The organism is Microbacterium sp. HD4P20 (genome assembly GCF_019449275.2).
Lineage (GTDB): Bacteria > Actinomycetota > Actinomycetes > Actinomycetales > Microbacteriaceae > Microbacterium.
Genome location: NZ_JAHZQZ020000022.1, coordinates 23,568 through 49,695 on the forward strand (window position 1 = coordinate 23,568; position 26,128 = coordinate 49,695).

Sequence of the window (26,128 nt, forward strand, 5' to 3'; positions counted from 1 at the left end):
CGGAGCCATGACATGACCGCCTCGACGTCTTCGCCCCGTGCCACCGGCGCGGCGGTCTCGGGCGTCCCGGCGACACGTCTGGGACCGAGCTTCGACCTGACGGCACCGCCCGCCCCGGCAGCTCCCGCGCCGGCGCCGGCCGTGCGGGTCGCGAACGTCAGCCAGCGGTACGGCCGCGGCCCTCTCGTGCTGGACGACATCAGCCTCGACATCGCTCCCGGCGAGTTCGTGTGCCTGGTCGGTGCGTCCGGATGCGGCAAGTCGACCCTGCTGAACCTCATCGCAGGCCTCGACCGCCCGGCCGCCGGAACCATCACGACCCCCGGCGCCGGCGCCGCGGTCATGTTCCAGGAGTCGGCGCTCATGCCGTGGCTCACCGCGCAGCGCAATGTCGAGCTGGCGCTGAAGCTGCGAGGGGTGCCGCGCCGGCCGCGCGCCACGCGCGCGAGAGAGCTGCTGGACGTCGTCGCGCTGACGGATGCCGCCCATAAGCGCCCGCACGAACTCTCCGGCGGCATGCGGCAGCGCGTCGCACTGGCACGTGCGCTCGCGCAGGAGCGGCCGGTGCTGCTGATGGACGAGCCGTTCGCCGCCCTGGATGCGATCACGCGCGACCTGCTGCACGAGGAGCTCGAGCGCGTGTGGCGGGCCACCGGCTGCACCGTCGTGTTCGTCACCCACAACGTGCGCGAGGCCGCCCGGCTCGGCCAGCGCGTCGTCATGCTCTCGAGCCGGCCCGGTCGGGTGGCGCGCGAGTGGCGGATCGCCAAGACCGAGGGGCGACGCATCGAGTCACCCGAGGTCGCGGCACTGTCGGTCGAGATCACCCGCCACCTGCGAGAGGAGATCGGTCGCAATGCCGCCTGACACCCTCGCCCGCGATGACCTCCGCCGGGTGGAGGCGGGGCTGGATCGCCTGCAGACCGACGCACCCGCCGCGACACCGGGCTGGCGCCGCTTCGCGGCGGCCGCACTGCCCCCCGCCCTCTTCGTAGCGGCCCTCCTGATCGTGTGGGTGCTCGCCGTGCAGCTGTTCGGACTGGGGCCCGACACCCTGCCGCCGCCGTCGGCCGTGCTCGGAGCGCTCGGTGCGGCATGGGAGTCCGGCCTGCTGGTGCAGGCGATCGCGACGAGCCTCGGACGCGCGCTGATCGGCTTCGCGATCGCGATCGCGGTCGGGACGGTGCTCGGCCTCTTGCTCGCCGAGGTGCGGCCGCTGCGTCGCGCGATCGGCCCGGTCATCTCGGGACTCATGGTGCTGCCCTCCGTCGCGTGGGTGCCGGCGGCGACGCTGTGGTTCGGCCTCACCGACGCGCTGGTGTACTTCGTCGTGTTGATGGGCGGCGTGCCCTCGATCGTCAACGGGCTCATCTCGGGGGTCGACCAGGTGCCGCCGCAGCTGCGTCGCGTCGGGCGCGTCCTCGGTGCGAGCCGGCTGCGGCTGGCCACCACGGTCATCCTCCCCGCAGCGCTGCCGGGATACCTCGCCGGGCTCAAGCAGGGCTGGGCGTTCTCGTGGCGCGGCGTCCTGGCCGCCGAGATCATCGCGGCGGGCACGGGGCTTGCCGGCGGCGTGGGCGCGCTGCTGCAAGAACACCGTCAGGCCGAAGACATGGCCGGCGTGCTCGCGGCGATCCTCGTGATCCTGCTGATCGGCATCGTCGTCGAACTCGCGATCCTCGCCCCGATCGAGCGCGGCGTGCTGCGCCGGCGCGGACTCAACCCCGGAGGTGCACGATGACCGCAGCGCACGGATTCCCCGACGGGTCCGAAGACCGGACCCAGACCCCTGCCCCGGCAACCGGCAAGGTCTGGCTCGTCGGGGCAGGGCCGGGCGACGCCGGGCTGCTGACCGTCAAGGGCCTGCGGGCGCTGGAGGCGGCCGACGTGATCGTCGCCGACCGGCTGGGCGCCCGCGCGGTGCTCGACGGCCTCGCGGCCGACGGCGTGACTCTGCGTGCCGAGGTCGTCGACGTGGGCAAGCGGCCCGGCCACCACGCCGTGCCCCAGGACGCGATCAACGCCCTTCTCGTGCAGCTCGCCCTCGACGGCAAGACCGTCGTGCGCCTCAAGGGCGGCGACCCCTACATCTTCGGCCGGGGCGGCGAAGAGCTGGCCGCCTGCCAGGAAGCCGACGTCGCCGTCGAGGTCGTGCCGGGGATCACCAGCGCCGTCTCGGTCCCCGCGATCGCCGGCATCCCCCTCACTCACCGCGGAGTCGCGACGGCCTTCACGGTGGCGACCGGCCATGACCAGATCCGCGCGCTCGGCGGCGGCAGCGACCACACGGTCGTGCTGCTCATGGGCGTCGGCACACTCGCCCACTCGGCGATCACCCTCGCCCGCGGCGAGCGCGGCGCCGACTGCCCGGTCGCCGTCGTCGAGGACGGCTACGGGCCGCGCCAGCGGGTCACCGTCGGCACACTCGCGACCATCGCCCACCAGGCCGCGGAACGGGGCATCCGCTCCCCCGCGGTCGTGGTCGTCGGCGATGTCGTGCGCCTCAGCCCCTACGCCCCCGCGGATCTCGCGACCCTGAAGCCCGAAACGTACGACCCGCTCGCCGAGCCCCTCGCCGAGCCCCTCCCCGGAAAGACCGCACTGTGACCTCCTCGTCGAACCTCCACAACCTCCGCGTCGCGATCGTCGGCGCCGGCCCCGCGGGCATCTACGCCGGCAACATCCTCACCAGCGCCGTGCACGCCGCGGGCGGCACCGTCGTCATCGACCTGCTCGAGTCGCTTCCGGCGCCCTACGGCCTGATCCGCTACGGCGTCGCGCCCGACCACCCGCGCATCAAGGGCATCGTCAACTCGCTGCACGAGATGCTGGATGCCGGCACCACCCGGTTCATCGGCAATGTCGAGGTCGGCCGCGACATCGCGCTGGACGAGCTGCGCGAGCGCTACGACGCCGTGATCCTCGCGACCGGCGCGATCCGCGATGCCGTGCTCGATATCCCCGGCATCGACCTGCCCGGCTCGTACGGCGCCGCCGATTTCGTCGCGTGGTTCGACGGACACCCCGATGTGCCGACCGAGTGGCCGCTCGATCAGCGCGAGGTCGCCGTGATCGGCAACGGCAACGTGGCCCTCGATGTGGCCCGCATGCTCGCCAAGCACGCCGTCGACCTGCGCTCGACCGAGATCGCCGACAACGTGCTGGCCGGGCTCGAGGCATCCGCCGTCACCGACGTGCACGTGTTCGGTCGCCGCGGGCCCGCCGACATCAAGTTCACGCCGATCGAGCTGCGCGAGCTCGGCGAGGTGCCGAACGTCGACATCGTCGTGCACGACGAGGACTTCGCGTATCTCGAGGGCTTGACGCCCGCGAACAACCAGCTCAAGGTCATGCTGCGGATCCTGAACAGCTGGCGCACGCGCGAGTCGACCGGCGCCAGCCGCCGTCTGCACCTGCACTTCTACCACTCACCGGTCGAGGTGCTCGGTGAGGAGCGCGACGGTGCTGTTCACGTGAGCGGCCTCCGCTTCGAGCGCACCGAGCCCACCGGCGAGGGCAGCGCGGTGCGGGGCACCGGCGAGTTCCGCGAGATCGCCGTGCAGCAGGTGTACCGCGCCGTCGGCTACTACGGCACACCGGTCGTCGACGCGCCCTTCGACGAGCGCGCCGGCGTCGTGCCGAACGTCGAAGGACGGGTGAAGAATGCTGTCGCCACCGGCGACGCGCAAGCCCCTGTCGTTCCCGGGCTCTATGCCACCGGCTGGATCAAGCGCGGACCCGTGGGCCTGATCGGGCACACCAAGTCCGACGCGATGGAGACGATCGCGCACCTCGTGGCAGACGCGCAGGCGGGCGTGCTCCCGGCACGGCGCGTCGACGACGACGTGCTCGCCCTGCTCGAGGAGCGCGAGGTCGAGTACACGACGTGGAACGGCTGGCTCGCCCTCGACGCCCACGAGCGCGAGCTGGGCGCCTCCCACCAGCACACCCGCGAGCGCGTCAAGGTCGTGCCGCGCGACGAGCAGGTGCGCATCTCGCGCTCAGGAGCGCTGGTCCTGTGACGTATGTGATCGCTCTTCCCTGCGTCGATGTCAAGGACCGCGCCTGCATCGACGAGTGCCCGGTGGACTGCATCTACGAGGGTGACCGGTCGTTGTACATCCACCCTGACGAGTGCGTGGACTGCGGTGCGTGCGAACCGGTGTGCCCGGTGGAGGCGATCTACTACGAGGATGACCTGCCCGACGAGTGGCAGGACTACTACAAGGCCAACGTCGAGTTCTTCGACGATGTGGGCTCGCCCGGCGGCGCCGCCAAGGTGGGCGTCATCCACAAGGACCACCCGATCATCGCCGCACTGCCGCCGCAGGGAGAGGGCCATGACTGATCGCGCGGCCACCGGTGGCACCGAGGTCGACGTGGTCGTCGTCGGCGGCGGTCCGGCCGGCCTCTCGGCGGCGCTCAACCTCGCCCGGGCGCGCGCGTCCGTCTTGGTGGTCGACGCCGGACGCCCGCGAAACGCCGCGACCCTGCGTTCCCATGGCTTCCTCACGCGCGACGGCATCTCGCCGCTCGAGCTGCGCAAGCTCGCCCGCGCCGAGCTGTCGGCGTACCCGACCGTCCGCATCTTCGATCGCACGTCGGTCACGGCGCTGCTCGAGCAGGATTCCGGCGACGCGAGCCGCTTCATCGCGGCACTGCACGGCCGGGGATCGGGCACCCCGCCCGCCATCGCGGCACGCGCGGTCGTCGTCGCCACCGGACTGCGCGAGACGCTCCCGTCGATTCCCAGCCTGCGCGCGTTCTACGGGATGTCGATCTTCAGCTGTGCCGCGTGCGACGCGTGGGAACTGCAGGACAAGGCGCTCGCGCTCATCGGCGAGACCCGCGACCTCACGGCCCGCGCACGACTCATCGCGCGCTGGACCGATCGGCTGACGGTCTTCACGAACGGGTCCGACGCGGTCGATACCGTCGAAGAGGCAGAGCTCGCGGCATCCGGGATCATCGTCGAACGCCGCCCGATCGAAGACCTCGAGGGCGACCGCGGCGCCGTGACGGCCGTGCGTCTGGCAGGCGGGGACCGCGTCGAGATCGACGGCGGGTTCGTGCGGCCGCAGTGGCATCCGGCGCTCGACTTCCTCAGCGGACTCGACGTCGACCGCGACCGGTTCGGCAACCTCGTGACCGACCGCTCGGGACGCACGTCGGTCGCGGGACTGTACGCCGCGGGGGATGCCGCCTCCCCGGGCCCGCAGCAGCTCATCGTCGCCGCGGGGCAGGGTGCGCGTGCGGCGGCCGTGCTGGTGCACGACCTCGTCGGCGTGCGCACCGCGCACTGAGCCGCTCCGGCGGCAACCCGCCGGCGAGCCGGACGAGCCCGCTCACCCGGTACACCGCTCGCGCGCGGCGTGCGGTTCAGCCCGCGGCGTCCGTCAGACTGGCCTGATGCCGATCATCGACAACGCCGTCTACGTGGACGGCAAGCGGATCACCAACCCGGGCAGTCTCGAGCAGACCTTCGAGTACATGCGCGCGGAGGGCGGCATGGCGTGGATCGGACTGTTCCGCCCGACGCCGGAGGAGGTCGCTCAGGTCGCGGCCGAGTTCTCGCTGCACCGCCTCTCGGTCGAGGACGCGCTCAGCGGGCATCAGCGGGCCAAGCTCGAGCGCTACGGTGACATCCTGTTCGCCGTGCTGCGACCGGCACGCTACATCGACGAGACCGAGACGGTGGAGTTCGGCGAGCTGCACGTCTTCGTCGGTCCCGACTTCGTCGTCACGATCCGCCACGCCGAGTCGCCCGACCTCGCCCGCGTACGCCGGCGGCTCGAAGGCCAGCCCGAGCTGCTCGCGCGCGGGCCGGAGGCGGTGCTGTACGCGATCCTGGACGAGGTCGTCGACGAGTACCACCCGGTCACCGAGGGAGTGCGCAACGACCTCGACGAGATCGAGGATGCGCTGTTCGGAAAGGCCGACAGCGGGCTGTCGCGCCGGATCTACGAACTCTCGTCCGAGGTGATCTCGTTCCAGCGCGCCACCGAGCCGCTCACCGGCATGCTCGAGTCGCTGCTGCATGGCGCCGACAAGTACGGCGTCGACATCGAGCTCCAGCGCTCGCTTCGCGACGTACTCGACCACGCGTTGCGCATCAACGAGCGCCTGTCCTCCTTCCGGGTGATCCTCGACAACGCACTCACGGTCAACGCGACGCTCGTGACCCAGCGACAGACCGAGACCGCGCTGACCCAGAACGAACAGGTGAAGAAGATCTCGGGCTGGGCCGCGATCCTCTTCGGGCCGACCCTGGTCGGCACGGTCTACGGCATGAACTTCACGTACATGCCCGAGTTGCACTGGACCTGGGGCTACCCCTTCGCGCTCGCGCTCATGGCTGCGACGTCGGTCACCCTGTACGTGGTGTTCAAGCGGCGTCACTGGCTCTGAGCCACCGCGGCCCATCGGGTAGGCCGTGGGGGATGATGGCATCGATGACCCACGAGCCCGACGACGAGCTGCGAGCGCTTCGCGAGCGCGCGTACGGCCGCCACGCCGACATCCACGACGACCCGGCGGCACTCGCCCGCCTGCGCGAACTCGAGGCACGGGTGCGATCGGACGCGGGGTCAGACGAGGGCGCGGAGGCTGCAAGGGGGCCGGATGCCGCGACCCGAGCCGCCGCACTCGCTCCGGGCGGGCCCGACCCCATCACGCTCCGAGCGTCGGCAGCCGACGAGGGGGCGCCAGCTGCACCCGGGCTTGCCACGCCCATGCCGGCACCCGCGCGGACGGCGACGCTCGCCCCTGCGCCGGACTCCGCTCACCCCGGCGCAACTGCGCCTGCGGTCGTGGCAGCGGATGCCGCCCCTCCGTCGGCGGAGGACCCCGCTCCTGTGCGCCCATGGTGGAGACGACGGATGCGCGTCGTCCTGGCGGGCTCCCTCGCCGCCGCCCTGCTGCTCGGCGTCGGCCTGACGCTGGCGGTGCAGGAGCTGACCAGGGGTGCCGTGGCCGTCCTGCGCGAGGACACCGACATGGAGTGGCCTTCGGACGTCTGGGGGCCCCGCACCGATGGCGCGCGAGGATTCGATCCGTTCTACGGGCTGGCCGTGATCTCGCAGCCGCAGCAGATGGGGCCGGAGGCCGACCTGATGGAGTGCCTGTCGGTGTTCTCCGGCCGCGGCGACGGTCTGTTCTACGCGGGAGGCGCGTGCGGGACCGGACCCTTCCCCGCGACAGCGATCGCGATCGTCGGGCCCCAGTCGCCGCAGGAGCTTCGCGACCGGTTCGCCGACGGCACTCTGCTGCAGTTCGTTCTCGAAGGCGACCGGGTCAGCGTGTTCGCGGCTGCACCGGAACCGAACCCGGACGACGGCGATGGGTCACGAGCCGGATGACGCACCCTGATTCTCAGGCGCCGCGGCTCCCGGCATCCGATGCGCTCACGTCGGTGCGGTGGAAGTTCTGGAACGAACGGGATGCCGTGGGCCCCCGCTGCCCCTGATACCGGTTGCCGTAGGGACCGGAGCCGTAGGGGTTCTGGGTGGGCGACGACAGCCGGAAGTAGCAGACCTGGCCGATCTTCATGCCGGGCCACAGCTTGATCGGCAGGGTCGCGACGTTGGAGAGCTCGAGGGTCACGTGCCCCGAGAAGCCCGGGTCGATGAAGCCGGCGGTCGAGTGCGTGAGCAGCCCCAGCCGACCGAGGGATGACTTGCCCTCGAGGCGGGCCGCGACGTCGTCGGGCAGCGAGATGAGCTCGAAGGTCGAGCCGAGCGCGAACTCGCCGGGGTGGAGGATGAACGGCTCGCCCGGATCGACCTCGATGAGGCGCGTCAGCTCGGGCTGGTCCTCCGCGGGGTCGATGAACGGGTACTTGTGGTTGTCGAACAGACGGAAGTAGCGGTCCAGCCGCACATCGACGCTCGAAGGCTGCACCATCGCCGGATCCCACGGTTCGAGCCCGATGCGCCCCGCGTCGATCTCGAGCCGGATGTCACGATCACTGAGCAGCACGCAGCCAGCCTATCGGGGCAGTCCTGCGCTGCTAGCCGGCGGCGTCACACTCGAACGCGGCGGCCGATCTCGGCCCTGCTCGACCTGAGCGCACGGTCACGCGATGCGCGCCAGGTCGGGGTAGGTGACCTCGCCGACCAGCTGCCCGCCTGTGACGAAGCGCTCGACTTCCGAGACGACGTGATGCCCGAGGCGGCGCAGCTCGTTGCCGATGGACCCGGCGATGTGGGGGGTGAGCGTCGCACCCGACAGCGAGAACAGTGCGTGCTCGGGCGGAAGGGGTTCAGGGTCGGTGACATCCAGGACGGCTCGTAGCCGGTCGGCCGCGACTTCGGCCACGAGCGCCTCTGTGTCGACGAGGGAGCCGCGCGCGGTGTTGATGAGCGTCGCGCCGTCGGCCATGAGTGCCAGTTCGTCCCGGCCGATCATCCGATAGGTCTCGGCAAGGGCGGGGGCGTGGACCGACACGACCTGAGACCGCGACAGCAGGCTCGGCAACGACGTCAGTTCCGCCCCGAGCATCCGCGCTTCTTCCGTCGTCAGCGAGGGATCGACCAGAAGGCATTCGATGTCGAACGGACGCAGAAGTTCGAGCACGCGACGCCCGATCCGCGAGGCTCCGATCAGGCCGACGGTGATGCCGAACGCGCCCACGTCGCCGCGTGGGCGTGCCGCACCCAGGTCCTGGGTCAGGCTGTAGTCGCGTGCCGAGCGGAAGACGTCCCGGGCACTGAGCAGAATCGCGGCGAGGGTGTACTCGGCGACGGGCACTGCGTTCACCTCGGCGGCGGAGGAGACACGGATGCCGCGCTCCCACACCGCGGGCGTGACCAGCCGCTTCACGGATCCTGCCGAGTGCACGACGGCGCGAAGGCGCGTCCAGTGCGCGAGGGCGGTCTCATCGAGGATGGGAGCACCCCACCCGGTGATGAGGATCTCGATGTCGTCGGGCGACGATTCGATCGCCCTGTCGGGGGTGAGGACGACGTCGTCGACGTCGACGATGCCGTCGAGCTCCCGCCTCGCGCGGGTACTGAACAGCTCGTCCACGAGACTTGCCGACTGCATGGCGAACATGGCCCGCGGGCGCGCAGACAACGTCACTCCGCGACCTCCGCTTCGCGCCCGACCACGTCGACCGAGCCGTCGTGCCAGCGGATCTCGATCCGTTCCGTCGAGATCTGCACGGTCGGCGCAGCCGCAAGCTCGGCCGTCTCGGCGGACCCGAGCGTGATGACTGCAGCGGCGACCTCACCCGGTCCGATCGGCGCGCGCCCCGCGGCCCACGGTGTGACCGAAGCCGGAGCGAACGGGTCGCCCCCGGCGCGACGGGTCACTCCGTGCTCCGGCAAACCTTCCACGCCCGCGACGACCGACGTCAACCCGTCCGCGCGCCGGGCCAGCGCCTTCGTCGGCTGGCGCGAGCCTGCGTTCGTGTCCTCGGGTCCGACGGGCAGCGCCCAGCCCCCGAATCGGAACGTCCAGGGCCCTTCGTCCTGCCGCCAGTGCCCGTCGGCGTCGGCGAGCGCGGTGGGGTGGGGTTCGACGGGTCGCTCATCCCACCACGCCAGACGCAGTTCGTGGATGCCGTGCGTGACCGACGCCACCCACACGCGAGGACCCCGCCTCACCGACGCCCATCCCGCCTGATCGGGGACGATGCTTCTGCCTCCTGGGGCCCGACGACCAGGAGTGTCGAGCCAGTGCACGAGAGAATGCGACACCGCGATGCGGTCCGTGATCGAGACGCGCTCGATCCGATCGCGATGCGACGGAACACCGTCCTGGTCGAGGAGGGCGACGTGGCTCTCCAACGGACTTGCGACACCCTCCAGCGAGAGGTCGGGCGAGGCGACGTTGGAGTATCCGAGACGCTGGTAGAAGGGGTTATCGGCCCGCGCGCTGCCGACGGAGAGTCCTCGGAATCCATCCGAACCGTGGTTGAGGACGCGCACGACACCGTCGGACTCGGAGTCGACGACGAGCCATCCGGGAGCGGCGAAGGAGCGAGCGCGAACCTCGTCGCGTGACGGACGCGCCGGCTCAACCGTCCACTCCGCGTGATCGGCGGGGAGGAGGAGCCCCATCATCCCCTTGGACGCCCAGTACGGCGAGGACGACCCGGTGTACGGCTGACGAATCGGCAGGAACTCGCCGTGCCATCCGATCGAGAGCAGGCCGCGTTCATCGATCGCGCCGCGGTCGAGGAAATGATCGAGCACGGTGTCGGCGATCTCCCGGGTGCGTCCGGCCGGCAAGGGCGAGTGCCCGGCCAGAACCCCGGCCCATAGTGGCGCAAGCATGGCGAATCGGTACGTGAGCGAGCGTCCCTGAAACAGCGGTGCACCGCTCGATCCGATCAGGTCGATCGCTTGCGAGAGGAATGCGCGCAGCCGCTCGCCGTGCCTCTGGTCAAGCGCTGCGTCGCGCATGCGCGCCTGGAACAAGGGGTAGATGTGCCAGGCCCAGCCGGCGTAGTAGTCGAAGCTGCGGCGCGATCCGTCGGGCCCCGCGCCGTCCGAGTACCAGCCGTCGCCGATGTACAGGCTCTCCTGGATCTCGGCGCAGCGGTCGAGGTCGTCCTGCCGCCATGGGCCTCCGACGGTCGCGAGGAAGGTCTCGATGATGACCTGGAACCAGGTCCAGTTGTTGGTGTAGCCACTCGTGCCGACCACACCGGCAAGCCACTCCACCGTCCGCTGCTGCTCCGACGGGTCCAGGTGGTCCCACAGCCACGGCCGGGTCTCGGAGAGGACGATGGCGACGGATGCCGCCTCCACCACCGCTTGACGGCGTTCAGCGATCGTGGGCCAGCGTTCCCGGTGTTCCGGATCGGTGCCGGCCGCCAGTCCGCGCGCGTAGCGCTCGAGAAGCCCCTCGGGGTCGGCACCGTTGGCGCCGCGCACGCGAAAGGCAGCCAGAAGTGCGGTGCGCGCGAACCCTTCGAGACCGTCGCTCCAGGAACCGGAGGCGCTCACGGGGCCCGGAATCGAGATCAGCGCGCCGCTGGGTGATGCGAAACGGCTGACCGCCCCGAGCATGGCATCCGCCGCGCCCTGCCATCGCTGTCGTGCCGTCACTGCAGGTACGCGCGTCTCTGTCACCACCCGATCTTGCGTTACACTCCTGAACCCATCTGCACTATCGGACAATTCCGATCATCCGGGGCGCGGATCAGCGACGAACGGACTTCGCCATGGCTGGACAGCATCCGCTGCCGAGGAAGCGTCACGAGCACATTCTGCGCGAGCTCGAGCTGCGCGGAAGCGTGAGCGCGGCCGAGGCCGCCGAGCAGCTGGGCGTCTCGCAGGTCACCGTGCGGCGTGACATCGTCGAGCTCGAGCGCGCCGGAAAGCTCGCGCGGGTGCACGGCGGCGCCATCGGCGTCGGTGCGCCGGCGATCCCTCAGCCGGCGAAGACCAACGTGGGCGTGGTGGTGCCGGGGTCGGTCAGCCACTACCCGCAGATCGTGAAGGGGATGGAGGCGGCGTCACACAGCGCGCGAACGAGAGTCATCCTCGCCACCTCGCAGTACCGCGAGGAGCTCGAGCAGCGGCAGGTGGAGCGCCTGGTGGAAGTCGGCGTCGCCGGAGTGATCTTCGCTCCGACCATGCGCGACCGCACCGAGGAGGAGCTGGCCGCGTGGCTGAGCAGCATCCCCGTTCCCGTCGTCTTTCTGGAGCGTCGCCTGGAGTCGACCGCCCTTGCCAGGTTCGACAGCGCACGCACCGACCACGAGAGGGGTGCCGACTTCGCCGTCGAGCACCTCGCGAACCTCGGTCACCGCGCCGTCGGCCTCGCGGCGTTCGATCGCACGCCCACGGCGCCTCTGGTCAGGGTGGGACATGGCGCCGCCGTCGCACGGCTGGCGCTGGCGAATGCCCCGACCATCTCGCTGCCGAAGGGCGGCGAGGGTGACGGTGATCCCCTCGATGACGCACTGACGCGGTTCCTCGACGCGTGCCTCGACTCGGGAACCACGGCGGCGCTGGTGCACACCGACGTCCACGCGGCCCGCCTGATAGAGCTCGCGTCCGATCGCGGCATCCGCGTTCCCGATGATCTGGCGGTGATCGCCGTCGACGACGACACCGCGAGGATGGCGATGGTGCCGCTGACCAGCGTGACGGCTCCGGGCCGTGACCTCGGCCGCGAGGCGATGCGGATCCTGACCGAGAGGATCGCGACCCCGGACCTCACGAGCGCCGCGGCGCGTCACATCACGATGCTCCCGCATCTGACCGTCCGCGCCTCCTGCGGCGCGCGCGCCTGATCGCTTTTGTCCGCTTAGTCACGACGCGCAGACGCGTGCGCCTAGATTTGCTCCGCACTGCACCGGCGATGCCGGCATAGCCGCAAAAGGCATGAGCAAGGAGGCTCCGATGACATCCCGATCATTCACCCGCGCCGCTCCGTTCCGGCGCCGGCGACACGCCCTGGCCGGGGGAGCGATCCTCGCGGTCGGCAGTCTCGCCGTCTTGACCGGCTGCGCGGGCAGCACACCCGACGAGGCCGCTCCTCCGGACGCCGAGGAAGAGGTCACGCTCAACTTCTCGTGGTGGGGTGACGCGAGCCGTGCCGAACGCTACGAAGCGGCGATCGACATCTTCGAGGAAGCCAACCCGAACGTCACCATCCAGACCAGCTTCGCGGGATTCGGCGACTACTGGACGGCGCGCAACACCGAGGCCGCCAGTCGCACCCTCCCCGACGTCTTCCAGATGGACCTGGCCTACCTCGCCGAGTACGGCGGCTTCGGTCACGTTCTCGCCCTCGACGACTACCTCGGCGAGACGATCCAGACCGACGGCATCGACCCCTCGCTCGTGCAGGCCGGCGCCGTGGACGATCAGATCTACGGCATCGCCTCGAGCAGCAGTACGCTGGCCAATCTCTACAACGGCCCGCTGCTCGAGCAGCTGGGCGTCGAGGTCCCCGAGGGTGAGATCACGTGGGACGAGTACGACGAGCTTCTCGCGCAGATCTCCCAGAGCGGGGCCGCCCTCTCGCCCGCCGTGTACGGCTCGCTCGACTACACGCAGTACTTCTGGCTCTTCCAGATCTGGCTGGGTCAGCAGGGTCTGACCTTCATCGAGGACGGCGAGCTCGGCTTCACCGAGGACGACCTGGCGGAGTGGTGGTCGCGCAGCGTCACCCTGCGCGAGACCGGAGCCGTCATGCCGCGGGAGCGCCAGGCGCAGTTCGAAGGCGTCGATGCTCTCGGGGCGGCCGAGATCGCGAGCGACATCAGTTGGGCCAACTTCCTGCCGCGATTCACCGAAGGTCCCGCCGCTCCCGAGCTGTCGCTCACCATGCCGCCGTTCGACGACGCGGACAACACCGGGATGTTCCTCAAGCCCGGGCTGATGCTCTCGATCGCGACGAACAGCGAGCACCCGGACTGGGCCGCGGAGTTCATCGACTTCCTGGTGAACGACCCCGAGGTCGGAGCGATCTTCGGCATGTCGCGCGGTGTTCCCGCCTCCACAACGGCGGCGGAGGGTATCGAGGCGAACGAGCTCGACTCGCAGATCCTCGCCTACCAGGAGGAGATCGCCGACAAGCTCGACGGCACCGCGCCTCCCGCTGTGAACGGACTCGGAACGCTCGAGCAGACGTTCGTCACGATCAGCGAGGACGTCAGCTACGGTGCGGCGACGCCCGAGGAAGCCGCGGCGCGCTGGTTCGCCGAAGCGGAGAACGCGCTCCGGTAGGACGAACGAACGCGTGTGGACGGCGCTCCTCGCCGGAGCGCCGTCCACGCAACGCCCGAGAGGAAACCGACATGACCGCCGACACACTCGCTCGCCCGGCGCCTCGTGACACACCCACGCCGCCGCCACCGATGCGGCCCCGGCGGCGGCACTGGGCGGACATCCGCGCCGGGTACGTCTTCCTCGCCCCGTGGCTGATCGGCTTCGTGCTGCTGACGGCGGGCCCGATGGCCGCGTCGCTCTACCTGGCGTTCACCGACTACAACCTCTTCACCCCGCCCGAGTGGGTCGGTTTCGACAACTTCGTGCGGCTGTGGAGCGACCCCGACTATCTGCAGGCGTGGAAGGTGACGGCGATCTACGTCCTGGTGGGCACGCCTCTCAAGCTCGCCGCCGCGCTCGGCGTCGCGCTCATCCTCAACGCCACCTTCCGCGGAAGCGGCTTCTACCGCAGCGCGTTCTATCTGCCGTCGCTCGTCGGGGCCTCCGTGTCGATCGCGGTGGTGTGGAAGGCGATGTTCATCGACAACGGCCCGGTCGACAGCATCCAGCAGTTCTTCGGCCTTCCCGCCGGCGGCTGGGTGGGAGATCCCGACAAGACGATGCCGCTGCTCATCCTCCTCGCCATCTGGCAGTTCGGGGCCCCGATGGTGATCTTCCTCGCCGGGCTGAAACAGGTTCCGAACGAGTTGTACGAGGCAGCATCCGTCGACGGCGCCGGCCCGATACGCAAGTTCCGCGCGATCACGATCCCGATGCTCTCGCCGGTCATCTTCTTCAATCTGCTGCTCGAGACCATCAACGCGTTCCAGGTCTTCGCCTCGGCGTTCATCATCTCCGGCGGCACCGGCGGTCCGGCTCGATCGACGCTGTTCTACACGCTGTACCTCTACTTCCGCGGCTTCCGCGACTTTCAGATGGGATACGCCTCTGCCATGGCATGGGTCCTGGTGCTGGTGATCGCCGTGATCACGGTGATCTTCTTCCGCAGTTCGAAGTTCTGGGTGCACTACGCAGGAGATGAGGGCCGATGAGCGCTACGCAACTCGTCGTGACGGCGAAGGCGGCCAAGCCGCCGCGACGTCGCTGGACCCGCAAAGAAGTGGTCTTCCACGTCGTCGTCCTCGCGCTTCTGGTCGTCATCCTCTATCCGGTGGCGTGGATGCTGCTGTCCACCTTCAAGCCGTCGGCGCAGATCGTCGGAAACGCCGACCTGCTCCCCCGGGAGGTGACGCTCGACAATTACGACAAGGCGCTGGGCGGAATCGGTGGAGTGTCGTTCTGGACCTTCTTTCAGAACTCGACGATCCTGGCGGTCCTATCCGTGGTCGGCGTCGTCCTGTCGTCCGCGCTCGCCGCGTACGCGTTCGCTCGCATCAACTTCCCGGGGCGCACCGTGTACTTCGGCATCATGATCGGCACGTTGCTGCTGCCGTTCCACGTCGTGATCATCCCGCAGTACATCATGTTCAACGCCTTCGGGCTGGTGAACACCTTCACGCCGCTGCTGCTGGGAAAGTTCCTGGCCACTGAGGCCTTCTTCGTCTTCCTGATGGTGCAGTTCCTGCGGGGACTGCCTCGTGAACTGGACGAGGCAGCCCGCATCGACGGCGCCGGCCACTACCGCACCTTCTGGTCGATCATGCTTCCGCTGCTCAAACCCGCGCTGGTGACGTGTGCGATCTTCACCTTCATCTGGACGTGGAATGACTTCTTCGGCCCTCTGCTCTATTTGAAGGATCCGGACCTCTACACGCTTCCGATCGCGCTTCGCCTGTTCGTCGACCAAAGCTCGGCTGCCGACTACGGTGCGCAGATGGCCATGGCCGTGCTGGCACTCATTCCCGTGTTCCTCTTCTTCCTGATCTTCCAGCGCTACCTCGTGGACGGCGTGGCGACACAGGGGCTGAAGGGGTGATCGCGACGTGTCAGTGGTGAGGTCGGTCGTGAGGTCGGTGCCGGCGAAGCAGCGCGCCGGGGGTGCCCGCGGAGTCACCCGTGCCCTGTCGAGCGAGCGGCTGGGCTTGTTCTCCGAGGTGGTCATCGTGAGCCTCGCCGTCGGGCTGCTAGCCGCGCCCGCCGTCACGGCACTGCCGGCGCTCGCAGCGGGATCGCAGCATCTGCGCCGCTATATCAGCGGTGAGTCCCACGCCTACCGGACGCTGCTTCGTGATTTCTGGTCCGCACTGCGCGGCGGGTGGCTGTGGGCGCTCGGCTCGGCGGCGGCCTTCGCCGCGGCCGCCATCACGCTCACGAACCCGCTGATCAGCGTCGTCCCCGGCGGCGAGCCGCTGCGCTGGGTCTCGGCGGGCATCGCCGCCGTCGGAGCGATCGTGCTGCTGCGTGCCAGCGCGCAGTGGACCCCCACAGCGCGTTGGGGCGGGCTCGTCCGTGAGGCCGCCGCCGATGCGACGCGTGACCTCCGCGGTTCGATGCTCCTCCTCTTGGCTCTCGCCCTCAGCGCCATGATCGTCTGGATGTTCGCGCCGCTGGTGGTCCTCGTTCCCGGACTGCTGCTGTTCGCGACGCGCGCGGTGCTCTCCCGCGCCGACACCACTCGCTGATGCACGGATGACGGGAGCGACACATGACCGAGGTCAGACTCTCGGACGTGGCGCGCGCTGCGGGCGTATCGGAGGCGACGGCTTCCCGCGTGCTGAACGGATCCACCCGACGGGTGCGTCCACAGCACGCCGAACTCGTGCGAGAGGCGGCCGCGCGCTTGGGCTACTCCGTAGATCTGCGGGCCCAGGCCACGGCACGACGATCGTCGACCACGGTCGCCATCGTGGTGCCGTCCTTGACGGATGAGTATGTGATGCGCGCGGCCGCCGAAGCGCATTCCGTGGCCGAGGACCTGGGGTACGCCGCTTCGGTGACCGTGTGGCCTCCCGGCGATGAACGGGCCGCGGCGATCATCCGCAGGCTGCGCGGGCAGCGGCCACGCGCGATCTTCCTCGTCGCCGTCGGCGAGGAGATCGCCGGGGATCTGGTTTCGCGGGAACTGGAGCAGTTCCGGGTGCACGGCGGGGTCGTCGCGCTCATCGACGACACGCGCCGTCCACACACCGCGCGCCCGGAGGCGCGCGAGATCGCCCGTTCCGCTCTTCCGGCGCTGGCCGAGCGCACCCTCTCCACGCAGCCGCTCCGGAAGGCCTCTGCGGCGGCCGCGCGGTATTGATCGCTTACCGCCGGCGCGGAGAAGAATAGGGAGATGCCTACCGCGCGCAGTGAGACCGGCCGCATGAGCACGTCCTTCTCCTTCGTCGTCACCGGAGCCAGCGGTGGCGTGGGACAGGCGATCGCAGAGCACCTGGTCTCGATCGGGAACACGGTCGTCAATCTGGACCCGTCGCCGCCGCCACAGGACGCGGACTCCCGCGTGCACCACGTAGGAGGCGACGCCGGCGACCCGGGAGCCGCGCGGGCGGCAGCGGAACTCGCGGAGAGCTACGCGCCTCTCACCGGATGGGTGAACAACGCTGCCGTGTTCCGCGATGCGAGTCTCGCCACCGCGACCGCAGAGGAGGTCAGCGCACTCATCGGCGTGAATCTCAACCTCGCGGTGGTGGGATGCCACACCGCGGTGCAGCACTTTCTGGCCCACTCTCGGGCCGGGTCGATCGTCAACGTCTCGTCGCACCAGGCGCAGCGTCCGGTCCGCGGAGCGCTGCCGTACGCCACAGCGAAGGCCGCCGTCGAAGGGCTCACCCGCGCGGCCGCCGTCGATCACGGGCCGCGGGGCATCCGAGTGAATGCTGTCGCTCTCGGCTCGATCACGACTGACCGCTACGAGGAGTACCGGCGCGAGCACCCTGGAACCGACGACCGGATGGCCGCGCTGCACCCGCTGGGGCACGTCGGAGAACCGCAGGATGTCGCGCGAGCGGTCGCCTTCCTGCTGTCTCCCGAGTCAGGATTCATCACGGGCGCGGTGATCCCCGTGGACGGCGGTCGAGCCGTCCTCGGACCCGATCCGGAAAGCGCCTGAGCCCGGGCCCGTGGGGGTCACGTCCTACTCGAGGTGCGTTTCATCGACTCGACGGGCCTCGTCCTGGAGGAAGACGAGGATCGCACGCACCCGGCGGTTCTCGTCTGCGGGCTGGAGCCCCAGACCGCCGAAGATGTTGCCGACATGCTTTCGCACCGCAGCCTCGCTCAGGAACAGCCGAGATGCGACCTCGCGGTTCGATGCACCCTCGGCCATCAGACCGAGAACCTCTCGCTCGCGCGCTGAGAGAGACGCCAGAGGACCGGGTTCCCGTGCCCGCATGAGATGCCGTGCGACCTCGGGATCGATGACCGTGCCGCCGGCCGCGACCGAGCGGAGCGCGCGGTCGAAGTCGGACACGCGGTTGACCCGGTCCTTGAGGAGATACCCCACGCCACCCTCGGGCAGGGTGAGCAGGTCGCGAGCGTAACGGTCGGCCAGGTACTGCGAGAGCACGAGGACGGGCTGCTGCGGGGTTCCTGTGCGGATCGCGAGGGCAGCGCGCAACCCGTCATCCGTTCCGTTCGGAGGCATGCGCACGTCGGTCACAACGAGATCGGGCGCGGGAACGAGCGCGGCATGGGCGTCCAGGAGTTCCGTCGCCGAGGAGGCCACGGCCACGACATCGTGTCCGAGCCTCTCGAGCAGCGCGACGAGTGCCTCTCGGAGGAGCGTCGCATCATCGGCGAGCAGTATCCGCATCGCTCGCCCCCTCTCCTTGCTGTCGCAGCCTGCCAGGCAGGTGCAGCGAGATCTCGGTGGGACCGCCGGCGGGACTCCGCACGTGCACCGCGGCATCCAGCGCTTCGGCACGCTCGATGATCCCTCGCAGGCCCGTGCCCCGCTCCGGGTCTGCGCCGCCGTGTCCGTTGTCCGCCACCGAGACGATCCAGCCGTCGTCGACGGCGTCCCCGCGGACGATCACGCGATCCGCGGTGGTGTGCTTGGCGGCGTTGGTCACAGCCTCGGCGACGAAGAAGTACGCCGCGGCTTCGGCGTCTGGCCGGAGCCTGGGGATTCTCACGCCTTCGATGCGAACGGGCAGGGCAGCGCGGCCCGGGAGCTCGTCCAGCGCGGCGGCGAGACCGTGGTCGGTGAGGACCGCGGGGTGGATGCCGCGCACGGTCTCGCGGAGCGCCCCCAGCGCGCGGTCGGTCTGATCCTGCGCCCGAGTCAGCGCCCCGCGCGCCGCATCCACGTCGCCTGCGGCCAGCTCGATCTCGAGGATCCCGAGTCGCGCGGCGATGCCGACGAGTTCCTGCTGCACGCCGTCGTGCAGGTCTCTTTCGATACGGCGACGTTCGCTCGCGTGTGCCGCCACGATCGCCGCGCGGGAGCGGGTGAGCTGGGCGACGCGCGCATCGATCTCGCGGGTACGGGGAGCGAGGAGCCAACGGGCGAACGCGCCCTGCGCTGCGGCGAGTCCCGCGTTCACGTAGGCGGCAAGGGCGAGGAAGACCGGCAACAGCAGGAGTGGCAACCACCAGTCGTCCGGGCCGAGCCTCATTCGAATGTCGGCGAAGACGCTCACATCGATCTCGCGCACGCGGGCCTGGAAGGGCAGGACCACGAGCACGATCGCCGTGATCGCCTGGGTGAAGACGGCGACCAGCGCTGCCGCGCCGAAGGCGAGGCCGCCGATCATCGACGATGTCTCGCGCCACGTGGCGCGCTCGGTGAGGCGGATGCCCAACCAGTGGCGCCGCTCGCCGTGCGGAACACGCACATGGCCGCTGCTGAGCTTCGCCACGCCGAGGAGCCGGAGCCGGGTCCGGTCCAGCGCACCCACCAGGATCGCCCACAACGGGAGCGCAATCAGAGTGAGCAGGAGGACAGGGACCAGAGCGAGCGACAACAGCGCGCTCGTCAGCACGTAGACCAGCGCGGCCCATGGCCACCGCGACGCCCACAGTCGCCACGGTGGCAACATGAGCGCCTGCCAGACCGTCGACGCTCGCATCCGCTCACACTACGCACGCGAGCCTCCCGGCGGGGCGACGCCCGCGAGAAGTAGCGCTGACGCTACCGTCCTTGTCTCGCGCACTCCGCTGCGGATCCTGCTCGAAGCGGCTGGAATCGGGCCATGACAGATCTTCTTCCCGGCGCTGCCCTCTCCGCCCGCGCCGTTGCAAAGAGCTTCGCGCTTGAAGGCGGTGCGCGCGTGGACGTGCTCCGCGGCATCGACATCGACGTCGCCCCCGGTGAGATGGTGAGCATCGTGGGTCCCAGCGGTTCCGGAAAGTCGACATTGCTCTACTGCCTCGCCGGACTCGAGCGCGCCGATGCCGGAGCGATCACGATCGGCCGAGAGCGAATCGACCACGCCTCGCATGCCCGCCTGGCGCGACTTCGCCGAGACAGCATCGGTTTCGTCTTCCAGAGCTACAACCTCATCCCCTCTCTGAACGTGCAGGAGAACGTCGCGCTCCCGTCGCGGCTCGCCCGCAGGCGTCGCCCCGACACCGCTTCGGCGTTGGCCGCGGTCGGCATGACCGGCCACGAGCGGAAGCGTCCCGGCGCACTCTCTGGAGGCCAGCAGCAGCGCGTCGCGATCGCACGGGTTCTCGCCGCGGAGCCGCCCCTGGTCTTCGCCGACGAGCCCACCGGCGCGCTCGACACCGCGGCTGGCGAACGGGTGCTCGACCTGCTGCGACAGTATGCCCACGGCGACCGCAGCGTTGTGCTGGTCACGCACGACCTCGACGCCGCAGCGAGAGCTGATCGGACGGTGGTCCTCCGAGATGGCGCGGTGGTCGAGGTGCTGCGCCGCGCCTCGGCCGCGCAGATACTGGCCGCGACGCAGGAAACCGCCGGCAGCGTTCCCGATCGGGGTGCGGCATGAGGGGGCTGGTGCTTGCGGAGCTGCGGACCGGGTGGGCCGCGTGGATCGGAGTAGTGCTGCTCGGTGCCGTCCTGGCGCTGTCGAGCGGTGTCGGCCTGAGCGCGTTCGAGACGGGGCTGCGCGAGGGGGGCGATGTTCAAGAGGCATACAGCACTCTCGCCGTCACCATACTGCTCTTCGCGGTTCCGAGCGGGATCGCCGTGGTCGGTGCGGTTGCGCGTCTCTCGGTGGATCTCGGACGTGCGACGTACGCACGCTGGCAGCTTGCGGGCGTGGCACCGGCGCAGGCGTCCGGCGTGGTGTTCGCTCAACTCGCCGCCTCTGGGTTCGCCGGCGGCATCCTGGGCTTCGCGCTGACCCCGGTCGTTGCCGGTCCGCTGGTGCGAGCGGGATTCGAGTCCGGCTCGCTCTTCGCCGAGATGGACATCCTCACCGGGCCGCTCACCTTCGCGATCACGATTCCGCTGACCACCGCGGTCGCGATCGCCGGCGGCTTGCGTGCAGCGCGGGGCGCCGGTCACGGGTCGCCGCTGGCGGCGTTGCGTGAGCCCGAGACGCGCGCCAAGCGCATGCGGTGGTGGCGCTGGGTGCTGCTCCTGCTGGTCACCTTTGGCGCGGCGCTCGGTCTGGCTTCAGTGCTGGGCGCACAGGATCGTGCGTCGTACATGTCGCAATCGGTGCTCATTCCCGTCTATCTGACGATTCCCCTCCTCGCCGCCGGTCCCGCGATCTATCCGCTCACCTTGCGCGCCTGGACTGCTCTGCTACCCGCCTCGATGTCTTCGTCGTGGTACCTCGCCCGTCATCAGGCCCGTTACCACCTGTCCCGCAGCACCGCGTCGATCACACCGCTGTTCGCCGGAACCGCGCTGGTGGGCGGGCTGTTCACCATGGCGGCCACCACGAACGCCTCGTTCCACGCCGGAGGAGAGTCGCTCGCCCGTCTGAGTGTTCCTCAGGTCCTGCTGATCAGCGGTGGGCCGATCGCTCTGGCCGCGGTCGGCGCCGCAGTCGTCGTCTTCATGAGCAACCGGACCCAGGGTCACGAGCAAGCACTCCTGCGGGCAGGTGGCGCCAGCGACGCCACTGTCCTCGGATCGGCGTTGCTGCAGGCGCTCATCCACGTGACCACCGCGCTTGTCCTGGCCATGACCGTGCTGGTCGCAACAGCGTTCGTAAGCGCGACGGCTCTGGCACGCTTCACCACTGCCGTCCCGGTGCTTGATATCGGCGTCGCGGGGCCGGTTGCCCTCGTAGGCCTTTGCCTCACGGTGCTGGCGACGACCGTACCGGCGGCAGTCCGATTGCGGGAGCCGGTCGCCGTCCGCCTCGCCGTGGCCTGAGCGTCCAGCTCGAGCACTCCGAACCGCTGGCGCAGCGCGCTCCTTGCTATGCTGGCGCGTGGCTTCTCTCGCGAGGCGCCACCCGGCCTCGGTCGGCGGCTGTCGGCCGCACGACTTTGGTCGCGGGGCTGTAGTTCAATGGCAGAACTTCTGCTTCCCAAGCAGACAGCGCGGGTTCGATTCCCGTCAGCCCCTCCATGTCCCGCTCAGTCGCCGCCCACGAGTTCTCACCGTGGGATTTCTGGCGCGAGGCCGATGACGACGCACGTGAAGCGCAGCTCGAATGGCAGCAGTCAGTACGGGCGGGCAAGAGCGACCACGAGTTCGGTGCGGAGTGCTTCCTATCGGAGCTCGCGTCGATCGACAACGACGTGCTGCTGCTGGGCGACCGCACGTATGTCGCCGCCGGCGCCTACCTGACCGGCGACCTCCGCGCCGGCGCTGACTGCAGCATCAATCCGTACACCGTGATCCGCGGCCGGGTCGAAGTGGGCGACGGCGTGCGCATCGGGGCGCACACGTCGATCCTCGGTTTCAACCACTCGATGGAGCCGGGATCGCCCGTCTTCCAGCAGCCGCTCACCTCTCAGGGCATCGTCATCGGCGACGACGTCTGGATCGGCTCGCACGTCGTGATCCTCGACGGCGTGCGCGTGGGCTCGCATTCGGTTCTCGCAGCCAGCGCCGTGGTCACAAAGGACGTGCCCGAGGGTGCGATCGTCGGCGGGAATCCCGCCAGGTTCATCCGTTGGCGCGTCGAGCCCGAAGACACCGGTGTGGCGCCCGATGCCGCCGCCGAGGCCGCTGCGCGTGCAATCGACAGCGACCGCGATGGCGCAGGCGCCGACGTGGATGCCCCGCCCGCGAGTCCGATCGTGAACTCGGTCGAGCAGCACTCGCCCGCGCTCGCTGCCGCGCCCGGGGTGACTTCGCGCAGCCTCGGCATGGACGAGCTCCAGGACGCCGCCCCAGCGACGCAGTCGCCGGGGCCTCCTCCGCCCGCACCTTCTCCGCCCGCACGTCGGACCGCGACGCCGGCGGCGAACCTCGAGACCGGACCAGGCCTCGCGGAGCGTGCCGCCGCCTTCGCACAGCGTGCCCGGGCCGAGGCATCCGTCATCCTCGATCGCGCATGGCGAGACGACCTCGGACTCTTCGCCGACCGCCCGGGCGTTGCACCCACGGTCCGCGCGCAATGCGATGCGATCGAGATCGCCGATCTCCTCCTCGGCACCGCCCCGACGCAGGCGTCGGCAGAGGTGCAGATCGCGCGGCTGCACGCGTGGCAGGATGCCGCGACCGGCGCCGTCGCGCCCCTCGACGCCACGGGCGCACAGGTAGCGGGACTGGGCTTCTCGAACGACGACGTGGCCTACCACGTGCTCAGCGCGGGATATGCGCTGGACCTGCTCGGATCGGCATTCCCCGCTCCTCTCACGTGGGTGACCGCTGCGACTCCCGGACGCGTGATCGACTTCTGCCAGAGCCTGCCATGGGCCTCCGACGCGTGGGGCGCCGGCCATCACGTCGACGGCTTCGGCACCGCGGTGCTGTGGACACGCCGGGCGGGGCATCCGATTCCGTCCGGTGTGGAGGAGGCGCTGTTCGGGTGGCTGCTCACCCACGCCGACCCGCAGAGCGGCATGTGGGGTTCGGCGAGCCCGACCGAAGGACTGCTCCCCGTCGTGAACGGCTTCTATCGCGCGACGCGGGGCACCTTCGCACAGTTCGGGATGCCGCTCCCCTACCCCGAACGAGTCATCGACACCGTGCTGCGTCACGCCCGCGATCCCCGCTGGTTCGCACCGGGCGCTCGGAACGCGTGCAACGTGCTCGACATCGCGCATCCCCTGTGGCTGACCCGCGCGACCGGGTATCGCGGTGACGAGGTGCGCGACCTCGCTTCGCGCTTGCTTTCCGATGCACTGACGATGTGGGTGCCAGACGCCGGGTTCGCCTTCCGGGAGCCGAGCGCCGCGACTCAGGGTCTGGCCGAGACCGAGCCCGGGCTGCAGGGCACCGAGATGTGGCTCGCGATCGTGTGGTACCTCGCCGACCTGGCCGGCGTCTCGGACGCGCTCGGGTACCGCCCGCGCGGCGTGCACCGACCGGAGCCCGCCGGCGCGTTGCGCTAACGCCTGGCAGCGGCGCCCGGCTCGCCCATCGCGCGCCTCTAGCCCAGCGAGCCCACAAGGTGCTCGTTGCGCCGGGCGATCAGCCGCCGCAGATACGGCACGAGCACGAGCCTCTCCGCTACGACCCCGAAGACGGGAGAAGCCACGGTGATCTCGTCGGTCATGCGGCATCCGTCGCCGTGCGCATCGAACTCGTGAACGTGACGGAACAGGCGGAACGGACCGCTCGCCTGCTCGTCGACGAACCGGTGCGGTCGGTGCAGCTCGCTGATCCGCGACGTCATCGTGAACCACACGCCGAAATGGCGGGCGCGCCACGTCACTGTCTCGCCGAGCCCGATCGATCCTGACGTGACACCGGCGATGGCCTTCTCGCGTGAGCCCGCCATCGACCTCACATGGGCGTCGATGCTGAGGCTGGCGTCGAACAGCGCCTGGGGCTCGTGATCGGCCAGGGTGACGATGCGGAAGACGGATGCCACCCGTCGATCCTCTCACTCCATTCGCGTGACGGATCTGTGCTGTGAGCCGGGCTCGATGTCGGAGGTCATCCGTATCTTTGTTCTATGGATCTCGCGCCCGCCTCTCCCGCTCAGCGGTTGAAGGATGCGGCTGCGCGCGTCGCTGATCGTGCCGCCGCGGCGGCACCCGATGTCACCGGCCTGAGCGACGAAGAGCTGTTGGCGCTCCTCGAGGACGCGACTGAGACCCGCAAAGCCCTGGAGCTTGTGGTGGCCTCGGCGTCAGCCGAGGTCTCACGACGGTCGGCGCGCGACCTGGGCTACCGCGGACTCGCGCAGCGGAAGGGCGTCCGCACCGGGACGGCGTTGGTGCAGCAGATCACGGGCCTCGGCCGGGCCGACGTCACGCGCGCGGTGCAGGCGGGCGAAGAGCTCGCCGGCCCCGTCGTGAGCGAGCACGCCGGTGGTGTGGCTGGAACGGATGCCGCGGCCACGGAGGCACCGGCGGTCGCCGACTGGCTGCAGCTCCTGCGCGCAGCGCTCGTGGGCGGTCACGTGTCGCAAGCGCAGTTCCACGCGATCCGCACCGGACTCGGTGAGCCGCCCGTCGAACGGTACCCCGCGTTGGAACCGGGCTTCCTCGAGCAGGCATGGGCGCGAGCGGTCGCCCTGCTGCTGAATGAAGCACCCGTGCGTCCTGTGGAAGAACTCCGCGACCAGGCACGGATCGCCCGGGACAGGCTCGATCCGGTCGGCGTCACGTTGCGCTTCGAAGAACGGTTTGCCCGGCGTTCGTTTCGCACGTGGACCGATGAGAGCGGGCAGAAGCACGGCCGCTTCGTCTTCGACGACGAGGCGGGGGCTTTCGTGGACGCTCTCCTGCAGGCAGCTCTGCGTCCCCGTCGCGGGCCCAGGTTCGTCGGCGCGGACGCCGACGAGATCGCGCGTGCGGCCGAGGCGGACGAGCGCACCAACGAACAGGTGCAGTACGACACGATCGTCGCGGTACTCCGCACGGGAGCCTCCGCCGATCCGCAGCAGGCGTTCGGTGATCGGCAGCCGGGTGTGCGCATCGTCCTCGAAGGCGGCGCGATCTCCGACGCGGGCTCACGGGGAGCAATGCGGATCACCGGCGTCGGACACCTCGAGGACGGCGGCCAGGCGCTCCCAGCCGGCGTGGTCGAAGCGCGGCTCTGCGACGCCGGCGCCGTTCCCGTCCTGTGGGGTGCGGAAGGGCGTCCTCTCGATGTCGGGCGCGAGCTTCGGCTGTTCACCCGCAAGCAACGGGTCGCGATCGCGACCCGTGACGGCGGCTGCGTCTGGCCTGCCTGCGGGGCGCCCATTTCGCAGTGCGAGTACCACCACATCGACCACTGGTGGGAGCATCACGGCCGCACCGATGTCGACGACGGCGTTCCCCTGTGCCGCAACTGCCACCTCCGACTGCATAACCAGGGATGGCGGATCACACGAACACGAGATCCCATGTCGGGCGCCGACGGCTACTGGTTGCATCCACCACCCGACCCGGCAACGGGTGAAGTCGGCGAGCCGACGCTGCTCACGTCGAAGTCGCCTCGCCGCTTCGAAGTCGCCTGAACCGCGCCCGCGCTCGGGTGCCGGGTTGGTCCCGCACGCACAACCGCGCCCGCGTTCGGGTGCCAG

Annotated in this window: 25 protein-coding genes and 1 tRNA gene; 20 read left to right on the plus strand and 6 right to left on the minus strand. The window is 70.0% G+C overall.

Annotated elements, in window-relative coordinates; genetic code table 11:
- Positions 1 to 12 precede the first annotated feature (12 nt).
- From K0817_RS16650 to K0817_RS16685, 8 genes are all read left to right on the plus strand, one after another.
- The gene (locus K0817_RS16650; protein ID WP_219982821.1) at positions 13 to 867 is read left to right on the plus strand and encodes an ABC transporter ATP-binding protein; all 855 of its coding nucleotides are present in this window, start codon (positions 13 to 15) and stop codon (positions 865 to 867) included.
- Positions 857 to 1,741 carry an ABC transporter permease gene (locus tag K0817_RS16655; RefSeq protein ID WP_219982822.1) on the plus strand — a complete coding sequence of 295 codons (885 nt, stop codon included), beginning with the start codon at positions 857 to 859 and terminating at the stop codon, positions 1,739 to 1,741. The genes K0817_RS16650 and K0817_RS16655 overlap by 11 nt, the downstream gene beginning before the upstream one ends.
- Positions 1,738 to 2,607 carry a uroporphyrinogen-III C-methyltransferase gene (gene cobA, locus K0817_RS16660; RefSeq protein ID WP_219982823.1) on the plus strand — a complete coding sequence of 290 codons (870 nt, stop codon included), beginning with the start codon at positions 1,738 to 1,740 and terminating at the stop codon, positions 2,605 to 2,607. The genes K0817_RS16655 and cobA overlap by 4 nt, the downstream gene beginning before the upstream one ends.
- Positions 2,604 to 4,022 carry an FAD-dependent oxidoreductase gene (locus K0817_RS16665; RefSeq protein WP_219982824.1) on the plus strand — a complete coding sequence of 473 codons (1,419 nt, stop codon included), beginning with the start codon at positions 2,604 to 2,606 and terminating at the stop codon, positions 4,020 to 4,022. Before cobA ends, K0817_RS16665 begins: the two co-directional genes overlap by 4 nt.
- Complete coding sequence (gene fdxA / locus K0817_RS16670) at positions 4,019 to 4,348, plus strand: ferredoxin (protein WP_219982825.1); 330 nt, start codon at positions 4,019 to 4,021, stop codon at positions 4,346 to 4,348. Before K0817_RS16665 ends, fdxA begins: the two co-directional genes overlap by 4 nt.
- On the plus strand, positions 4,341 to 5,303 hold the full coding sequence (locus K0817_RS16675; RefSeq protein ID WP_219982826.1) for an NAD(P)/FAD-dependent oxidoreductase: 963 nt from the start codon (positions 4,341 to 4,343) through the stop codon (positions 5,301 to 5,303). Before fdxA ends, K0817_RS16675 begins: the two co-directional genes overlap by 8 nt.
- Positions 5,304 to 5,409: 106 nt before the next feature.
- On the plus strand, positions 5,410 to 6,408 hold the full coding sequence (locus tag K0817_RS16680; protein WP_219982827.1) for a magnesium and cobalt transport protein CorA: 999 nt from the start codon (positions 5,410 to 5,412) through the stop codon (positions 6,406 to 6,408).
- A gap of 44 nt (positions 6,409 to 6,452) precedes the next feature.
- On the plus strand, positions 6,453 to 7,358 hold the full coding sequence (locus K0817_RS16685) for a hypothetical protein (RefSeq protein WP_219982828.1): 906 nt from the start codon (positions 6,453 to 6,455) through the stop codon (positions 7,356 to 7,358).
- A gap of 13 nt (positions 7,359 to 7,371) precedes the next feature.
- Here the strand turns inward: K0817_RS16685 and dcd are convergent, their stop codons facing one another.
- The 3 genes from dcd to K0817_RS16700 form a co-directional block, all read right to left on the minus strand.
- Positions 7,372 to 7,977: a dCTP deaminase gene (gene dcd, locus K0817_RS16690; protein ID WP_219982829.1), complete on the minus strand. Its 606-nt coding sequence runs from the start codon at positions 7,975 to 7,977 to the stop codon at positions 7,372 to 7,374.
- 96 nt (positions 7,978 to 8,073) lie between these two features.
- On the minus strand, positions 8,074 to 9,045 hold the full coding sequence (locus tag K0817_RS16695; RefSeq protein ID WP_253735463.1) for a hydroxyacid dehydrogenase: 972 nt from the start codon (positions 9,043 to 9,045) through the stop codon (positions 8,074 to 8,076).
- 32 nt (positions 9,046 to 9,077) lie between these two features.
- A complete protein-coding gene (locus tag K0817_RS16700) occupies positions 9,078 to 11,081 on the minus strand; it encodes a DUF2264 domain-containing protein (RefSeq protein ID WP_253735464.1) in 2,004 nt (667 codons plus the stop codon).
- Between the two features lie 92 nt (positions 11,082 to 11,173).
- Between K0817_RS16700 and K0817_RS16705 the strand changes: the two genes are divergently transcribed.
- The 7 genes from K0817_RS16705 (at position 11,174) to K0817_RS16735 (ending at position 17,682) form a co-directional block, all read left to right on the plus strand.
- Complete coding sequence (locus K0817_RS16705; RefSeq protein ID WP_219982830.1) at positions 11,174 to 12,250, plus strand: substrate-binding domain-containing protein; 1,077 nt, start codon at positions 11,174 to 11,176, stop codon at positions 12,248 to 12,250.
- Between the two features lie 109 nt (positions 12,251 to 12,359).
- Positions 12,360 to 13,691 carry an ABC transporter substrate-binding protein gene (locus K0817_RS16710; protein ID WP_219982831.1) on the plus strand — a complete coding sequence of 444 codons (1,332 nt, stop codon included), beginning with the start codon at positions 12,360 to 12,362 and terminating at the stop codon, positions 13,689 to 13,691.
- Positions 13,692 to 13,762: 71 nt separating this feature from the next.
- On the plus strand, positions 13,763 to 14,725 hold the full coding sequence (locus K0817_RS16715; RefSeq protein ID WP_219982832.1) for a carbohydrate ABC transporter permease: 963 nt from the start codon (positions 13,763 to 13,765) through the stop codon (positions 14,723 to 14,725).
- Positions 14,722 to 15,609 (plus strand): carbohydrate ABC transporter permease, encoded by an 888-nt coding sequence (locus K0817_RS16720; RefSeq protein ID WP_219982833.1) that lies wholly within the window; start codon positions 14,722 to 14,724, stop codon positions 15,607 to 15,609. Before K0817_RS16715 ends, K0817_RS16720 begins: the two co-directional genes overlap by 4 nt.
- Positions 15,610 to 15,616: 7 nt before the next feature.
- On the plus strand, positions 15,617 to 16,255 hold the full coding sequence (locus K0817_RS16725; RefSeq protein ID WP_253735465.1) for a hypothetical protein: 639 nt from the start codon (positions 15,617 to 15,619) through the stop codon (positions 16,253 to 16,255).
- A 23-nt stretch (positions 16,256 to 16,278) separates the two neighbouring features.
- Complete coding sequence (locus K0817_RS16730; protein ID WP_219982834.1) at positions 16,279 to 16,872, plus strand: LacI family DNA-binding transcriptional regulator; 594 nt, start codon at positions 16,279 to 16,281, stop codon at positions 16,870 to 16,872.
- Positions 16,873 to 16,935: 63 nt separating this feature from the next.
- Positions 16,936 to 17,682: an SDR family NAD(P)-dependent oxidoreductase gene (locus K0817_RS16735; RefSeq protein WP_253735466.1), complete on the plus strand. Its 747-nt coding sequence runs from the start codon at positions 16,936 to 16,938 to the stop codon at positions 17,680 to 17,682.
- Between the two features lie 24 nt (positions 17,683 to 17,706).
- Here K0817_RS16735 and K0817_RS16740 read toward each other — a convergent pair whose 3' ends face one another.
- Entirely contained in the window at positions 17,707 to 18,384 is a 678-nt protein-coding gene (locus K0817_RS16740) for a response regulator transcription factor (RefSeq protein WP_219982836.1), read from the minus strand.
- Positions 18,362 to 19,642 carry a histidine kinase gene (locus tag K0817_RS16745; protein ID WP_219982837.1) on the minus strand — a complete coding sequence of 427 codons (1,281 nt, stop codon included), beginning with the start codon at positions 19,640 to 19,642 and terminating at the stop codon, positions 18,362 to 18,364. Before K0817_RS16745 ends, K0817_RS16740 begins: the two co-directional genes overlap by 23 nt.
- Before the next feature lie 123 nt (positions 19,643 to 19,765).
- On the opposite strand from K0817_RS16745, the gene K0817_RS16750 reads away from it, so the two are divergent.
- The 4 genes from K0817_RS16750 (at position 19,766) to K0817_RS16765 (ending at position 24,002) form a co-directional block, all read left to right on the plus strand.
- Positions 19,766 to 20,524 carry an ABC transporter ATP-binding protein gene (locus K0817_RS16750; protein WP_219982838.1) on the plus strand — a complete coding sequence of 253 codons (759 nt, stop codon included), beginning with the start codon at positions 19,766 to 19,768 and terminating at the stop codon, positions 20,522 to 20,524.
- A complete protein-coding gene (locus K0817_RS16755) occupies positions 20,521 to 21,867 on the plus strand; it encodes a hypothetical protein (protein WP_219982839.1) in 1,347 nt (448 codons plus the stop codon). The genes K0817_RS16750 and K0817_RS16755 overlap by 4 nt, the downstream gene beginning before the upstream one ends.
- Before the next feature lie 124 nt (positions 21,868 to 21,991).
- Positions 21,992 to 22,065: transfer RNA gene (locus K0817_RS16760), tRNA-Gly, on the plus strand.
- Positions 22,065 to 24,002, plus strand: coding sequence for a DapH/DapD/GlmU-related protein (locus tag K0817_RS16765; RefSeq protein WP_219982840.1), 1,938 nt, complete (start codon positions 22,065 to 22,067; stop codon positions 24,000 to 24,002). Before K0817_RS16760 ends, K0817_RS16765 begins: the two co-directional genes overlap by 1 nt.
- Before the next feature lie 38 nt (positions 24,003 to 24,040).
- Here K0817_RS16765 and K0817_RS16770 read toward each other — a convergent pair whose 3' ends face one another.
- Entirely contained in the window at positions 24,041 to 24,484 is a 444-nt protein-coding gene (locus tag K0817_RS16770) for an SRPBCC family protein (RefSeq protein WP_219982841.1), read from the minus strand.
- Positions 24,485 to 24,568: 84 nt separating this feature from the next.
- On the opposite strand from K0817_RS16770, the gene K0817_RS16775 reads away from it, so the two are divergent.
- Positions 24,569 to 26,062, plus strand: coding sequence for an HNH endonuclease signature motif containing protein (locus K0817_RS16775; protein ID WP_219982842.1), 1,494 nt, complete (start codon positions 24,569 to 24,571; stop codon positions 26,060 to 26,062).
- Positions 26,063 to 26,128 lie beyond the last annotated feature (66 nt).